Raw genomic sequence first — 14,317 nt, 5'->3', positions numbered from 1 at the left:
ATCGTCTTTCCCGCTCACGACCGGGTCAGGACAGCGGGACCCACCAGGTCAGCGCGCCTTCGTTGACCTCCGAGACCCCGCCCCGGCGGTGGGCCGGCTCGGCGAGCCGGGCCAGCTCGGCGTCCGGCAGCTCGGCGAGCACGCTGCTGCCGTCGTGGGCGACGACCACGGTCAGCCGTTCCGCGCCCGAGCGCACCGCGACCTGGACCGAGCCCGCCCCCGTGTGCCGGGCGATGAGCCGCAGGCCTTCGCGCAGCGCCGTCACCAGCTCGTCGGCCAGCTCTTCCGGCTCGATCGCGTCGAGCTTGCCGGAGAACTCCGTCGACGCGGTGAGCCCGAGCTCGGCGCCGACCTCCGAGAGCACCTCCAGCACCCGGTCGTGCACCGCGGCCGCGGAACGGGGCAGCACGTCGTCCAGCTGGAAGACCGTCTCGCGGATCTGGGCGATCACCGTGTCGAGGTCCGCGATCGCCGTCCGCACCCGGCGCGAGACCACTTCCGAACGGGCCGCTCCGGCGGTCGTCTGCAAGGACAGGCCGATCGCGTACAGCCGCTGCACCACCTGGCTGTGCAGCTCGGCCGCGATCCGGTCGCGCTCGTCGTAGAGCTCGTTGCGCTGCTGCTCGGCGCGGGCGTCGGCCAGCTCGATCGCCACCGACGCCTGGCTCGCGAACCCGGCCGCCATCTCGAGGTCGTCCGCGGTGAAGCCCGGCCGGCCGATCTTGCGGGCCGCGGTCAGCACGCCGTTCACCTGCCCGGCCCCGGTCAGCGGCACCACCAGCACCGCGTCGAGGTCCGGCCGCAGCGACGCGGGCGCGGCCAGCTGGGCCTGGCGGTCCACCCACGAGCCCACCACCGGCTCGCCGCTGGTGAAGACCTGCCCGGACAGGGTGTCCTCGAGGCCGATCGGGCTCCCGGCGAGATCGGCCGCGCCATCGCCGACGGCGACCTCGACCCGCAGCTCGTCACCGTCCTCGGCCGGGCGGACGACGGTGACCAGGTCGGCGTCCGCCAGGTCACGGGTGTACTCGGCGATCAGCCGCAGCGGCCCCGAACGGGCCGAGAGCAGCTCGCGCATGATCGCCGCCGACGCCCGGAGCCACTCCTGCTGCTTGCGCGCGGTCTCGTAGAGCCGGGCTTTGTCGATGGCCTGCCCGGCGGTCGCCGCCAGGGCCAGCGCGAGCTGCTCGTCCTCGGCGCTGAACTCGCCGTGCGTGCACTCGGTGAGGTAGAGGTTGCCGAACACGACCCCGCGCACGCGGATCGGCACGCCGAGGAAGCTCCCCATCGGCGGGTGCTCGCCGGGGAACCCGGACGAGCGCGGGTCGTGGGCGATGTCCGCCAGCCGGATCGGGCGCGGATCCTCCACCGCGGCGCCGAGCAGCCCTTTGCCTTCCGGCAGCCGCCCGACCCGGGCCACCGTCTCGGCGTCCATGCCGGCGTGGACGAACTCGGCAAGCTGGCCGTCGGGCCCGATCACCCCGAGCGCCGCGTACCGGGCGCCCAGCAGTTCCCGGGCCGCCTCGACGATCCGGCGCAGCAACGTCGGCAGGTCGAGGTCGCCGGTCACCATCTGGGTCGCGCGCAGCAGACCGCGCAACCGGCCTTGGGTCCCGATGACCTCCTGGGCCCGTTCGACGAGCTGGCCCAGCAGCTGGTCCAGTTCCATCCGCGGCAGGTCCGGGAACGTCAGCCGTTCCGGGTCCGCCTGTCCTCGTCCTTCACCTGCCCAGCTCACGTCGACCAGTCTCCTGCTTCCGGCCCCGTAGCGGTCAAGCCAGCATGTGGTGGTTTCCGGTCAGATATTCACGGGACACCCACGACCGTGCTGCGACGCTCGATCATCAGGACGTCGCGCCAGCGGCCGCGATGCCGGCCGACGGCCCGCCGGACCCCGAGTTCGCGGAACCCGTTTCGGGCGTGCAGCTGCCTGCTCGCGTGGTTTTCGGCGAAGACGCCGCTCTGGATCGTCCAGATCCCGGCGGCCTCGGTCGACGCGATCAACGCGGTCAGGAGAGCGTCGCCGACCCGCCGGCCGCGCGCCTCGGGGCAGACGTACACGCTGTGCTCGACGACCCCGGCGTAGACGCATCGCGAAGACACCGCCGTGACCGCGGTCCAGCCGAGCACCCGGCCGGCCGGGTCGAGGGCCACCAGGCGGTGCGCCGGGAGGTGAACGGCGTCCCAGCCGGCCCAGTCCGGGGCGATCGTCTCGAAACTCGCGTCACCGGTGTCGAGCCCGGCCTGGTAGATCGCCAGGACCTGGTCCCCGTGCCCGGCGGTCATCGCGGCGATGTGCACCGAAACCGGTGTGGCGGCGCGGATGATCGCCGAGTGCAGCTTGTCGCCGACCTCGTGCGTAACCCGCACCTCGATGCCGACGAATCCGGCGTCACGCAGCAGAGTCCGGTACCGCTCGGCGGTGAGCGCGCCGCCGAGGCACTCGACCGCGCCGGTGCGGGACGCGCGTTCGGCGTCGGTGAGCGTGTCGCCCGCCAGGATGTCGGTGATGCCGAGACGGCCGCCGGGACGCAGGACCCGGGCGATCTCGGCGAACACGGCCGGTTTGTCCGGCGAGAGCGCGATGACGCAGTTGGAGATGACGACGTCGACCGAGGCGGCCGGCAGCGGGATCCGTTCGATGGTGCCCTTGACGAACTCGGCGTTGGTCACGCCGGCCTGCTCGGCGTGCCGGCGGGCGAGGGTGAGCATGTCGTCGGTCATGTCGAGGCCGATGGCGCGCCCGGTGGGGCCGACCCGGCGGGCGGAGAGCAGGACGTCGAGGCCACCACCGGAGCCGAGGTCGAGCACGGTTTCGCCGGGGTGCAGCTCGGCGACGGCGAGCGGGTTGCCGCAGCCGAGGCTGGTCGCGGTCACCTCCGCCGGGATCTCCTCCGCCGCGTAGTGGACGGCGCCCAGCCGGTCGGCGTCGCCCTCGCCGGTGAGCAGGCCGGTGCCGTCGCCCGCGAGGGCTTGCCGGGCCGCGGCGGCGTACCGGTCGTGGACGGCATCGCGGTCCGGGCTCATCGGCCGGCCTCGCACGAGGTGAACGCGACGGCGTCGCGGCCCATGACGACGTCCGCGGCACTGGGGAAGCAGGACACGCACGCCTGGTTGACCCGGTAGAGCCGGGCGGTGCCGCGGGGTTCGACGAGGACGAAGCGGGTGTCGGTGAGGATCTTCAGGTGCGCGGACACCGTCGACTGGCCCACGCTGACCTGCGCGACGACCTCCCCGACGGTCATCGGGTCGCCCGTGGCGGCCAGCAGGTTCAGGATCTGCACCCGGGTCGGATCCGCGAGCGCGCGGAACCACCCGGCGTAGGTCTCGGCCGTGGCACGATCCAGCACGACAGCCCCTTTCATCGTCCATCGACGATAGACGATGAAGGGCTCAGGCGGAAGCGGGCACCAGCTCGGCGAGCAGCGCCCGGACGCGGCGGTCGATCTCGTCGCGGATCGGGCGGACCTGCTCGACGGGGAGGCCGGCCGGGTCGTCGAGCTGCCAGTCGAGGTAGCGCTTGCCGGGGAAGACCGGGCACGCGTCGCCGCAGCCCATGGTGATCACGACGTCGGCGGCCTCGACCGCGTCGGTCGTCAGGCGCTTCGGGAACTCGCGCGAGACGTCGATGCCGAGCTCGGCCATGACCGCGACGACGGCCGGGTTGACCTCGTCCGCCGGGGCCGAGCCCGCGGAGCGGACGGTGACGCGGCCGGCGGCGTGGTGGTGCAGCAGGGCGGCGGCCATCTGGGAGCGGCCGGCGTTGTGGACGCAGACGAACAGGACTTCCGGGGTGTTCACGCGGTGACCTCCAGGCGACGGCGGCGACGCAGAGCGAGGGAGACGTAGACGAGGGCGACGAGAACCGGGACTTCGATCAGCGGTCCGACGACCCCGGCCAGGGCCTGCCCGCTCGTGGCCCCGAACGTCGCGATCGCGACCGCGATGGCGAGTTCGAAGTTGTTGCCCGCGGCGGTGAAGGCGAGCGTCGTGGTGCGTTCGTACGACAGGCCCACGGCGGTGCCGAACGCGTAGGACCCGGCCCACATCAGGCCGAAGTAGACCAGCAGCGGCACCGCGATCCGGACGACGTCCAGCGGCCTCGCGGTGATCTGTTCTCCTTGCAGGGCAAAGAGGATCACGATGGTGAACAGCAGGCCGCAGAGCGCGGCGGGCCCGATCTTCGGCAGGAACCGCGTCTCGTACCAGTCTCGGCCCTTCGCGCGTTCGCCGAGCCGGCGGGTCAGGTAGCCCGCCACGAGCGGGATGCCGAGGAAGATGAGGACGCTCTTGGCGATCTGCCACCCGGACACCGCGAGGTCGGCCTGCGGGAGGCCGAGCCAGCCGGGCAAGACCGAGAGGTAGAACCAGCCGAGCAGCCCGAACGCGAGCACCTGGAACACCGAGTTGAGCGCGACGAGTACGGCGGCGGCTTCGCGGTCGCCGCAGGCGAGGTCGTTCCAGATGATCACCATGGCGATGCAGCGGGCGAGGCCGACGATGATCAGCCCGGTCCGGTACTCCGGCAGGTCCGGCAGCAGCAGCCAGGCCAGTGCGAACATCAGCGCCGGGCCGATCAGCCAGTTCAGCACCAGCGACGGCCACAGCAGCCGCCGATCGCGGGTGACCGTGCCGAGCCGGTCGTAACGGACCTTCGCCAGCACCGGGTACATCATCACCAGTAGCCCGAGGGCGATCGGCAGCGAGATCCCGTCCACCTGCACCGCGGACAACGCGGTGTTCAGGCCGGGAATCCCGCGGCCGGCGAGAAGCCCGGCGGCCATCGCGGCCGCGATCCACACCGGCAGGAAACGGTCCAGTGTGGACAGCCGGCCGGGCGTCGTCACGCCGGGACGACCGCGTCGCCGGGGACCAGCACGGCCGACAGGCGCGCCAGCACCTCGGGGTGGACGCGGTAGTAGACCCACGTGCCACGGCGTTCGCCGGTGATCAGGCCGGATTCCCGCAGCACCTTGAGGTGGTGGGAGATGGTCGGGCCGGTCAGGTCGAACGCGTCGGTCAGGTCGCATACGCACGCCTCGCCCCCGGCGTGGGAGGCGATCAGCGACAGCAGCCGCAGGCGCACGGGGTCGGCCATCGCCTTGAACAGCTTCGACAGCTCGACAGCCTGCGGTTCCGTCAGCGGCTCACGGGCGAGCGGCGAGCAGCAGGCGTCCATCGCGAAGATCGGCAGCTGTTTCGGCATGCGTCTATGTTGACACACGTCTATCTAGAGAGCAATCTAAGTCCCGTTGCTGTTTTGATGAACGTCTATCCAAGGAGAACGGGATGTCACGCGTACAGCTCGCGCTGCGGGTCGGGGACCTCGCCGGCTCGATCGACTTCTACTCGAAGCTGTTCGGCACCGAGCCCGCCAAGCTCCGCCCCGGCTACGCCAACTTCGCCATCACCGAGCCCGCGCTCAAGCTCGTGCTCCTGGAGGGCGAGCCCGGCCAGGCCACGGTGATGGACCACCTCGGCGTCGAAGTCGAGTCCACCGAGCAGGTCAGCGAAGCCAGCAAGCGTCTCACCGGCGAAGGCCTGGAAACGCTGACCGAGGACGACACCACCTGCTGCTACGCCGTGCAGGACAAGGTGTGGGTGCACGGCCCCGGCCAGGAGCCGTGGGAGGTCTACACCGTCAAGGCCGACTCCCAGAGCTACGGAGCCGACAGCGCCGCGCTGGTCACGCCGGCGACGTGCTGCACAGCCGACGCCACCCAGGCTCAGCCCGAAGGCTGCTGCTCCTGACCGCGACGGCCCGGGACGACGTGACCGCCGCGGGCGCACCCGCGGCGGTCACGGCTCAGCCTTCCCAGGCCCAGTTCAGGATCTCCGGCAGGTCCTCACCGTGCGCCAGGATCCAGCGGCGGTGACGGCCCTGGGCCTCGGTCATCCGCTGCCGCAGCACACCCGCCGTCGCGACCAGGCCCGGCACGCGGTCGATCACGTCGATCACCAGCTGGAAGCGGTCCATGTGGTTGAGCACCAGCATGTCGAACGGCGTGGTCGTGGTGCCGTGCTCGGTGTAGCCGCGCACGTGCATGTCGTGGTGGTTGGTCCGGCGGTAGGCCAGGCGGTGGATCAGCCACGGATACCCGTGGTAGGCGAAGATCACCGGCCGGTCCGGGGTGAACAGCGCGTCGAACTCCCGGTCACCGAGCCCGTGCGGGTGCTCGATTTCCGGCTGCAGGCGCATCAAGTCGACGACGTTCACCACGCGCACCGCCAGGTCCGGCAGCTCAGCGCGCAGGATCTGCGCGGCCGCGAGCACCTCCAGGGTCGGGGCGTCGCCCGCGCAGCCGAGGACCACGTCCGGTTCGCGGTCGGTGTGGGTGCTCGCCCACTCCCAGATGCTCACGCCCCGGGCGCAGTGCAACGCGGCCTGCTCGGCGTCGAGCCAGTTCGGGCTGTCGTTCTTGCCCGCCACCACGACGTTCACGTAGTCCCGGCTGCGCAGGCAGTGCGCCGCGACCTCGAGCAGCGTGTTGGTGTCGGGCGGGAAGTAGATCCGGACGACCTCCGAGCTCTTGTTGGCGATGTGGTCGACGAAACCCGGATCCTGGTGGGAGAAGCCGTTGTGGTCCTGCCGCCACACGTGTGAGGTCAGCAGGTAGTTCAGCGACGCGACCGGACGCCGCCACGGGATCTGGCGGTGCACCCGCAGCCACTTGATGTGCTGGTTCACCATCGAGTCGACGATGTGCACGAAGGCCTCGTAGCAGTTGAACAGGCCGTGCCGGCCCGAGAGCAGGTAGCCCTCGAGCCAGCCCTGGCACAGGTGCTCGGAGAGCACCTCCAGCACGCGGCCGTCGTGGGACAGGTGCTCGTCGACCGGTTCGAGGCCGGCCTGCCACTGCTTGGCGGTGACGTCGTACACCGCGTCGAGCCGGTTGGACGCCGTCTCGTCCGGGCCGAACAGCCGGAAGTTCGCCCGGTCGGCGTTGAGCGCGAAGACGTCCCGCAGGAACCGGCCCAGCGCCCGGGTCGGCTCGGCCGACGTCGTCCCCGGCGCGGGCACGGCGACCGCGTGGGCCGCGATGTCCGGCAGCGTCAGCGGCTGCAGGAGCACGCCGCCGTTGGCGTGCGGGCTGGCGCCCATCCGGCGCTCCCCCGCCGGGATCATCGCCGTGACGTCGGCGACCGGGCGGCCGCGGGAGTCGAACAGCTCCTCCGGACGGTACGAGCGCAGCCACTGCTCCAGCTGGCGCAGGTGCTCCGGGTTCTGCCGGACCTGCGACAGCGGCACCTGGTGCGCGCGCCACGTGCCCTCGACCGGCAAACCGTCCACAATGGCCGGTCCGGTCCAGCCCTTGGGGCTGCGCAACACGATCATCGGCCACGCCGGACGGCCGGTGCCGCGGTGGATCACCGCGAGATCGGCGACGGCCGAGTCGAGCGCGGCGGCCATCGTCTGGTGCATCGTCTCCGGATCGCTGCCCTCGACGTAGATCGGCTCATAGCCGTACCCGCGCAGCAGCGCGTCGAGTTCGGCCGGGGCGATCCGGGACAGCACGGTCGGGTTGGCGATCTTGTAGCCGTTGAGGTGCAGGATCGGCAGGACGGCGCCGTCGCGGACCGGGTCGAGGAACTTGTTGGCGTGCCAGGACGTCGCCAGCGGACCGGTCTCGGCTTCGCCGTCCCCGACCACGCAGGCGACGATGAGGCCCGGGTTGTCGAACGCCGCGCCGAAGGCGTGCGCGAGCGAATAGCCGAGCTCCCCGCCTTCGTGGATCGAACCGGGCACCTGCGGGGCGACGTGGCTGGGCACGCCACCGGGGAAGGAGAACTGCTTGAACAGCTCGCGCATCCCCTCGGCGTCCTGGGTGACCTCGGGCCATGCCTCGGTGTAGCTGCCTTCGAGCCAGGTGTTGGCCAGCAGGGCCGGGCCGCCGTGGCCGGGGCCGGTGACGAACATGGCGTTCAGGTCGTGCGTCAGGATGGCCCGGTTGAGGTGGGCGTAGACGAAGTTGAGGCCGGGTGAGGTCCCCCAGTGCCCGAGCAGTCGCGGCTTGATCTGCTCGGGGCGCAGCGGTTCGCGCAGCAGCGGGTTGGCCATCAGGTAGATCTGGCCGGCCGCGAGGTAGTTCGCGGCCCGCCAGAGGGCGTCCACCTGGGCCAGCTCGGTGCGGCCGAGCACGGCGGGCCGGGCGTCGAGGGCGGTCATCCCTTTCGCTCCGGGCGCACCACGATGACCGGGCATTCCGAGTGCTGCACCAGGGCCTGGCTGGTCGAGCCCATCAGCATGCCGCCGAACCCGCCGCGGCCGTGGCTGCCGACCACCACCACCTGGGCGGTCGTGCTCGCGTCGAGCAGCGCGTGCCGCGGCCGGTCGCGCATCAGCAGGCGACTCACCTCGACATCCGGGTACTTCTCCTGCCAGCCCGCGAGCCGTTGGCCGAGCAGCCGTTCACCCTCTTCTTCGAGAGCCTCGGGCTGCGTCCGGATCCGCACGGTGCCGCGCGTGTCCTCGTAGGTGACGTCTTTCCAGGCGTGCACCGCGACCAGCGACACGCCGCGCAAGGAAGCCTCCTCGAACGCGACGGCGATCGCCTGCTCGCTGTTGGGGCTGCCGTCGATGCCGACCACGACCGGTCCCGAGTCCGGGACGAACGTGGTGCCGTGGCGGCCGCGGACGACGGCGACCGGGCAGTGCGCGTGACTGGCGACGGTGCCGGCGGTGCCGCCGATCAGCATGCCGGTGAACCCTCCGGTCCCGGTCCGGGCGACCACGAGCAGCCGCGCGTGGCGGGACTCGTCGATCAGCATCGGTACCGGCGGGTCGTTCAGCAGTTCCGTCGTGATGACGAGATCCTTGCCGATGGACGCGGCGAGGCTGCGAGCGTCGGCGACGATCCGCTCGCCGTCGGCCCGGATCGCGTCGGTCATCACCTCGATCCCCGCTCCGGGCAGTCCGCCGCCGTAGTAGAGGCCGCTGAGCTGCAGCCCGTACACGATCCTGAGCTGCAGGTGCCGCAGGGACGCGATCTTCGCGGCCCAGGCGACGGCGGCGGTGGAACCGGCGGAGCCGTCCACACCCACGGTGATCCTCGGGTCGATGGTGCTCATCGGGTCTGCTCCTCACCCGCGTAGGCGGTGTCGGCGGCGACGACGCCGGGAACGGCGAGCGCCAGCAGCTGGGCGACGTGCCGGTCGGAGTCGTCGTCGAACTGGTCGACGATGTGGACGCTGCCGTCGTGGACGTCGATCTTCCAGCGGCCGTCCCCGCCGTAGATCTCCAGCCGGTGCTTGACGTCCTTCGCGATCTCGGAGTCGTTCCGGGCGAGCACGCGGACGATATCGCCGCGGGTCACGATGCCGACGACCGTCGAACCGTCGACGATCGGGACCGCGCGGATCCGGTCGTCGACCAGCGTCTGGCAGAGGTCGGCGACGTCGGTGCCGGTGCTCATCGCGGTGACGGGGCTGGTCATCAGGTCACCGACGGTCCTGGCCGCGGTGGCGGCGTGCTTGTGCAGGTGGGTGTACCGCGGGTCGGCGGGGATCTGGTCGCGGATCAGGTCGGCCTCGGTGACGATGCCGATCAGGCGCTCGTCGTCGTCGACCACGGGAAGGGCGGTGAAGCCGTGCGTGGACAGCAGCTCGGCCGCCTCCTTGGCGGACGACCACGGTTGCACGGCGATCACCGGCGAGGTCATCACGTCGCGTGCTCGCATCGGGTGTTCCTGCCTTTCGTGTCGCTTCCCAACCTAGGAACGCGGCACCCGGGGCACCGCTGGCGTCGGTCACCGGTCGTGAGGACTTATGTCCCTTCGGCCGGTCACGTCCACAAAGGACGAAGGTCCCCGCGGAGGTCGTGCCACGCGGCGGGGAGCTCGGCCGAGCAGCGCGCGGCCGTGGCCGCTTCGGCGTCCTGGAATTCGCCGAGCAGGTCCTGGAACGCCCGCAGTTCCGGCTTGGCGGCCTTCCGGACGTCGTGTACGGCCTGGTCGCGCGCCGGTCCGGCGGGCAAGGCCGCCACCCGGGCCACGCGTCCGTCCACCACGCGAGCCTGGCCAGGCAGTACGCAGTGGCGGGCCTCGACGACCGGGAGGTGGTCGATCCGGTGCAGGTCCATCAGGTCCCGGGCCGCGTCCAGCGGCAGCTGCGGCGGGATCCCGGGGACTTTGGCGGGTTTCACGACGTCGCCGGCCGGCGCCGGGCCAGCAGCGCCAGCCCGAGCAGGACGGCCAGCAGTCCGACGGTCACCCACTGCACGGGGGCCCGTACGCCGATCACCCCGAACTGGATTGCCAGCCAGCCGGTGAGCACTCCGCAGGCGGCCAGGGCCGCGACCGGCGCGCGGAAGTCGATCCGCCAGGCGAACACCGACGCCCACGCCAGCGTCCCGCCGATCACGAGCACCAGCGCGATCCCCGGCAGCACCCAGCTGGTCAGGCCGAGCGGCGCCAGCCACTCGACGGGCATCGTGAACCCCGGCGCGCCGACGATCAGCGAGATCCCGCCGTACACCGCGCTCGCGGCGATCAACGTCTCGAAGGTGGCCAGCAGGCGCATCGTGGCGGAGGTCCGCAGGGTCCTCACGACCCGCCCTCGGTCTGCTGGGGCCGGACGGCGGCCACCGGGCACGGCGAGTGCGCGATGAGCGCCTGGCTCGTCGAGCCGAGCAGCATGCCGGTGAACCCGCCGCGGCCGCGGCAGCCGACCACGATCAGCTGGGCGTGCTCGCCCCGCGCGAGCAGGGTGCGGACCGGGCGGCCGCGGGTGACCTCGAACTCGATCTCCAGGTCCGGATACTTCCGCTGCCAGCCCACGACCTGCTCGGCGAGTTTGGCGCGCTCCTCGGCCGCGATCTCGACCGGGTTCTCCTGCAGCGGGTGCGGCCGCAGCACGCCGTCGGCGAAGACGTCGCTCCAGGTGTGCACGGCGATGAGCCCGGTGCCGCGCAGCCGCGCCTCCTCGCAGGCGAACGCCAGGGCGGCGTCGCTGTCGGGTGAGCCGTCGGCTCCGACGAGCACCGGCCCGGTGGCCGGCGGCGGGTCGTGCGGTGTCCGGCCGCGGACCACGACGATCGGGCAGTGCGCGTGCGCCACCACCGACACGGCCGTGGAGCCGACAAGCAGGCCGGTGAACCCGCCCAGCCCGCGCGAGCCCAGCACGACCAGCTCGGCGTGCTGCGACTCCTGCGTCAACGCGGTGACCGGGCTCCATTCCCGGGCGGCTGTGGTGATCTCGAGGCCCGGGTGCTCGGCGAGCACCGCGGCCCGCGCTTCGGCCAGCCATTCTCCGGCCCGCTGCGCCAAGCCCTCGCGGACCTGGTCCGGCGAACCGAAGCCTCCTGGGACGCTCACCTGCGGCAGGGTGTAGATCTGCACCAGCCGCAGCGGGCGGCCTCGGCGGGCGGCCTCGGCTCCGGCCCAGAGGGCGGCCTGCACCGCCGAGGTGGAGCCGTCGATCCCGGCGACGACCGCGCCGTCAGTGAACCCGTGCATGACCGTCCTCCTCGTGGATGAACCGCTGCACCCGGGCGTACCGGGTGCGGGCCTGTTCCCCGGCGGCCCGTTCTTCGTCGGCGGTCAGCACGATCGCGTCGGGGCCGGGGAAGACCGTCGACACGTGGTCGTCGGCCGTCCAGCGGACGACGTACGGCGGAGTGCCGTCGGCCGAGTGGACCTCCAGGATTCGGCCGCGCTGCCCGGGTGCGTCGACCCGCGGGCCCTTGACGACGAGCCAGTCGCCCGGCTGTGCGTGCATCGGTCTTCCTTCCTCACATGTCCACAGTGGATGGTTCGGGGGTACGAGGGGCTTCCGGGCGCCGCGACGCGCGGTGCGCGCCGAACCCGATGAGCAGGGCACCGCCGGCCAGGAACACGGCTCCGGCGATCAGCAGGCCGAGGGCGACCCAGCCGAGGGCGGGCACGGTGGCTCCGGCCTCGGCGCGCACGGAGATCCCGCGCGAGCCGTCGGCGTTCATCACCACGGCGGTCCACTCCCCGTCGTTCGCCGGCCAGGCGACGCTCTGCGTGCCGTCGCCGGAGGCCTTCGCGGCCCACACCCCGGCGTCACCCGGTGAGGTCGCGGGGGCACCACCGGGGTGCACCCGGTCGCCGGAGCGGTTGCCGGACACGCCACCCAATGTCGTGTACTCGGCCGCGGCCAGGTAGCCGGCGACGTCGGCGGAACGGCCGATGCCCACGAAGACCGGGCGGCCGTCGGTGGTGGTCGCGCGGAGCCGGACGTCACCGACGGCCGCGAAGACGTCCGGCGCCCCGGTCACCTGCACCGGATCCGTCGCGACGGCGTAGCCGCTCGCGACGACCGTGGCCGACGCCGTGAGGTAGCCGTCGGCGTCACGCTGCGTGCGATCGGCCCACAGCAGCGTGCCGCCGCCGGTCAGCAGGCCCGCCGCGCCGAGCACCAGCACCGCGCCGGAGACCACGGCGACGATCCGCCCGGCGGTCCAGTTCCCCGCCCGGACCGGGTGCGGCTGCGGGTGCGGCGGCTCGACGCCGGCCTCGGTGCCGCCCATGTCGAGCCGGAACGGCGGGTACTCGTCGGTCATCAGCGACACGTAGGCCGCGACGCGCAGCACCCAGCGGTCCATGCCGAGCACGAAGTCGAAGATCGGCCGCGGGTAGCGGCCGGTGAACAGCAGCACCACCCCGGCGACCAGCACCAGCACGCCGACGAGACCGCCGGCGGCCCAGTTGAAGCCATCGTCGTTGCCGTTGCCGAAGGCCAGCCAGCTGCCGCCGCCGGCGAACAGGCCGATGATCACGAAGTGCGGGAGGGCCAGTAGCCACCACTTCACGAGCACCAGGCCGCGCGAAAGCTTTTCGGGGTAGGCGATTTCGAGCCGGGCCGGGTAGTCCGGGACGTCGGCGAAGGTGAACGGCGGATACCGGTCGGTCCCCAGCGCGGCGTAGGAGTAGAACTGCACCCGCCAGCTCCAGCGCAGCACACCCGAGGTGAAGGCGAACAGCGGACGGGGATAACGGCCGGTCACCAGGATCGCGAAGAACGCCGCGATGGTGACGAACGGGTAGGCGAACCACAGGAACGCCAGCACAACGTAGTGCGGGATCGCCAGCAGCCACTTGACCAGCCACAGACCGCGCGACAGCGGTTCGTCCAAGGTCGCTTCGACCCGGACCGGATAGGCGCGCGGGGCGGTCACGACGCGCTCCCGGCGACTTCGGTCACCGCGATGGTCGCGCCGATTTCCCGGCCCCAAGCCCGGATCGACGGCCAGTCGCGGTAGTCGCCGTCCTTGACCCGCAGCGCGGCGACCATCGCCCGCTCCGGCAGGTGCAGCGTGTGGCGGTCGATCTTGCCGCCGAAGAGCCGGTGCCCCCGGGCCCCGAGCCGCATCACCGTGTCGGCGGCGTTGCCCGGTTCGTCGGCCGGGTGGTCACCGACCGGGCCGCTGGAGAACACCCAGACCGGCAGGACACGCAGCTCGTCGGTGAACCTGCCGGCGAACTCGGTGGCGGCGTCCAGCCAGTGTCCCATGTAGACGGCCGAGCCGAGGACCACGGCGTCGAAGCCGTCGACCGAAGTCACCAGGCTCGCGTCACGGACTTCGATCTGGGACGCCACCCCGGCGTCGGTCAGCGCGGAGCCGGCCGTGGCGGCGATGGTCTCGGCGATTTCCCTGGTGGCACCATGCCGGGTGGCCACCGTCACGAGGATTTTCATGCTTCCAGCCTCACGCGGGCGGGGCCCCCGGCTTAGGGGCCAACGACCCCGGGAGTCCCGCCGAAAGTCACCGAGGTCTCTTCCCACAGCTCGACGTCGAGCACCCCGTGGACCGTCTTCGCGAGAGCGGTCACCACCCGGCGCTCGGCCTCGTCGGAGAAGGCGCCGCGGATGGTCACCATTCCGCCGGTGACCGAGATCGTCCAGCGGTCGCGGTGACCCGAGTAGTCGGTGAGCAGCGCGTTGAGGTGCGAGGCGATCGAGTCGTCCTGGCGCACCAGCGGGGTGAGCATGTCGCGGCGGCTGATGATCCCGACGAGCACCCCGTCGTCCACCACGGGGATGCTGCGCAGCCGGTCGCCCAGCATGCGCCGGGCGATCTCGCCGACGTCGGTGTCGAGCCCGACGGTCTCGGCGGGCACGGTCATCGCCGAGCACACCAGGACGTCGGGCTCGGGGCCCTTTCCGGCGACACCGCTGCGGAGCGCGTCCGCCTCGGTGAACATGCCGAGCACCGCGTCGTCGGTACCCACCACCGGCAGAGCCGCGACGCAGTGCTCGGTGAGCAGTACGATGGCCTCGCGCACCGACGTTCCCGGGCCGACCCGCACGACCGGCCGCGTCATGATGTCCTGTGCCTTCACGGCGTTCCTCTCGT

17 protein-coding genes are annotated in these 14,317 nt (G+C 72.0%); 1 reads left to right on the top strand and 16 read right to left on the bottom strand.

The genetic code is table 11. The annotated features are described in order from the left end of the window. Positions 1-25 precede the first annotated feature (25 nt). The 6 genes from OHS18_RS47390 to OHS18_RS47365 all read right to left on the bottom strand — a co-directional run bounded on the left by OHS18_RS47390 (position 26) and on the right by OHS18_RS47365 (position 5,206). A complete protein-coding gene (locus OHS18_RS47390; protein WP_328615252.1) occupies positions 26-1,738 on the bottom strand; it encodes a sensor histidine kinase in 1,713 nt (570 codons plus the stop codon). A 68-nt stretch (positions 1,739-1,806) separates the two neighbouring features. Next, positions 1,807-3,027 (bottom strand): GNAT family N-acetyltransferase, encoded by a 1,221-nt coding sequence (locus OHS18_RS47385; RefSeq protein ID WP_328615251.1) that lies wholly within the window; start codon positions 3,025-3,027, stop codon positions 1,807-1,809. Next, the gene (locus OHS18_RS47380) at positions 3,024-3,350 is read right to left on the bottom strand and encodes an ArsR/SmtB family transcription factor (protein WP_328615250.1); all 327 of its coding nucleotides are present in this window, start codon (positions 3,348-3,350) and stop codon (positions 3,024-3,026) included. Before OHS18_RS47380 ends, OHS18_RS47385 begins: the two co-directional genes overlap by 4 nt. 43 nt (positions 3,351-3,393) lie before the next feature. Further along, on the bottom strand, positions 3,394-3,801 hold the full coding sequence (locus tag OHS18_RS47375) for an arsenate reductase ArsC (RefSeq protein WP_328615249.1): 408 nt from the start codon (positions 3,799-3,801) through the stop codon (positions 3,394-3,396). Then, complete coding sequence (arsB, locus tag OHS18_RS47370; protein WP_328615248.1) at positions 3,798-4,847, bottom strand: ACR3 family arsenite efflux transporter; 1,050 nt, start codon at positions 4,845-4,847, stop codon at positions 3,798-3,800. The genes OHS18_RS47375 and arsB overlap by 4 nt, the downstream gene beginning before the upstream one ends. After that, a complete protein-coding gene (locus tag OHS18_RS47365) occupies positions 4,844-5,206 on the bottom strand; it encodes a metalloregulator ArsR/SmtB family transcription factor (RefSeq protein ID WP_328615247.1) in 363 nt (120 codons plus the stop codon). Before OHS18_RS47365 ends, arsB begins: the two co-directional genes overlap by 4 nt. Before the next feature lie 83 nt (positions 5,207-5,289). On the opposite strand from OHS18_RS47365, the gene OHS18_RS47360 reads away from it, so the two are divergent. Next, positions 5,290-5,751 carry an ArsI/CadI family heavy metal resistance metalloenzyme gene (locus OHS18_RS47360; protein WP_328615246.1) on the top strand — a complete coding sequence of 154 codons (462 nt, stop codon included), beginning with the start codon at positions 5,290-5,292 and terminating at the stop codon, positions 5,749-5,751. Between the two features lie 55 nt (positions 5,752-5,806). On the opposite strand, the gene OHS18_RS47355 is transcribed toward OHS18_RS47360, so the two are convergent. The 10 genes from OHS18_RS47355 to OHS18_RS47310 all read right to left on the bottom strand — a co-directional run bounded on the left by OHS18_RS47355 (position 5,807) and on the right by OHS18_RS47310 (position 14,303). Then, entirely contained in the window at positions 5,807-8,167 is a 2,361-nt protein-coding gene (locus OHS18_RS47355) for a phosphoketolase family protein (protein WP_328615245.1), read from the bottom strand. Next, positions 8,164-9,069: a universal stress protein gene (locus tag OHS18_RS47350; RefSeq protein WP_328457848.1), complete on the bottom strand. Its 906-nt coding sequence runs from the start codon at positions 9,067-9,069 to the stop codon at positions 8,164-8,166. The genes OHS18_RS47355 and OHS18_RS47350 overlap by 4 nt, the downstream gene beginning before the upstream one ends. Beyond that, complete coding sequence (locus tag OHS18_RS47345) at positions 9,066-9,677, bottom strand: CBS domain-containing protein (RefSeq protein WP_328615244.1); 612 nt, start codon at positions 9,675-9,677, stop codon at positions 9,066-9,068. Before OHS18_RS47345 ends, OHS18_RS47350 begins: the two co-directional genes overlap by 4 nt. A gap of 104 nt (positions 9,678-9,781) precedes the next feature. Beyond that, complete coding sequence (locus OHS18_RS47340) at positions 9,782-10,141, bottom strand: hypothetical protein (protein ID WP_328615243.1); 360 nt, start codon at positions 10,139-10,141, stop codon at positions 9,782-9,784. After that, entirely contained in the window at positions 10,138-10,545 is a 408-nt protein-coding gene (locus tag OHS18_RS47335; protein ID WP_328615242.1) for a hypothetical protein, read from the bottom strand. The genes OHS18_RS47340 and OHS18_RS47335 overlap by 4 nt, the downstream gene beginning before the upstream one ends. Then, positions 10,542-11,453, bottom strand: a complete 912-nt coding sequence (locus OHS18_RS47330; RefSeq protein ID WP_328615241.1) for a universal stress protein — start codon at positions 11,451-11,453, stop codon at positions 10,542-10,544. The genes OHS18_RS47335 and OHS18_RS47330 overlap by 4 nt, the downstream gene beginning before the upstream one ends. Continuing rightward, positions 11,437-11,715 (bottom strand): DUF1918 domain-containing protein, encoded by a 279-nt coding sequence (locus OHS18_RS47325; RefSeq protein WP_328457857.1) that lies wholly within the window; start codon positions 11,713-11,715, stop codon positions 11,437-11,439. Before OHS18_RS47325 ends, OHS18_RS47330 begins: the two co-directional genes overlap by 17 nt. A 13-nt stretch (positions 11,716-11,728) precedes the next feature. Further along, entirely contained in the window at positions 11,729-13,138 is a 1,410-nt protein-coding gene (locus OHS18_RS47320; protein WP_328615240.1) for a DUF4389 domain-containing protein, read from the bottom strand. Then, positions 13,135-13,659, bottom strand: a complete 525-nt coding sequence (locus OHS18_RS47315) for a flavodoxin domain-containing protein (protein ID WP_328615239.1) — start codon at positions 13,657-13,659, stop codon at positions 13,135-13,137. Before OHS18_RS47315 ends, OHS18_RS47320 begins: the two co-directional genes overlap by 4 nt. Positions 13,660-13,691: 32 nt before the next feature. Beyond that, on the bottom strand, positions 13,692-14,303 hold the full coding sequence (locus tag OHS18_RS47310) for a CBS domain-containing protein (RefSeq protein ID WP_328615238.1): 612 nt from the start codon (positions 14,301-14,303) through the stop codon (positions 13,692-13,694). Positions 14,304-14,317 lie beyond the last annotated feature (14 nt).

This window comes from Amycolatopsis sp. NBC_00355, assembly GCF_036104975.1.
Taxonomy (GTDB): Bacteria; Actinomycetota; Actinomycetes; order Mycobacteriales; family Pseudonocardiaceae; genus Amycolatopsis.
This window is presented reverse-complemented; position numbering and strand designations above follow the sequence as displayed.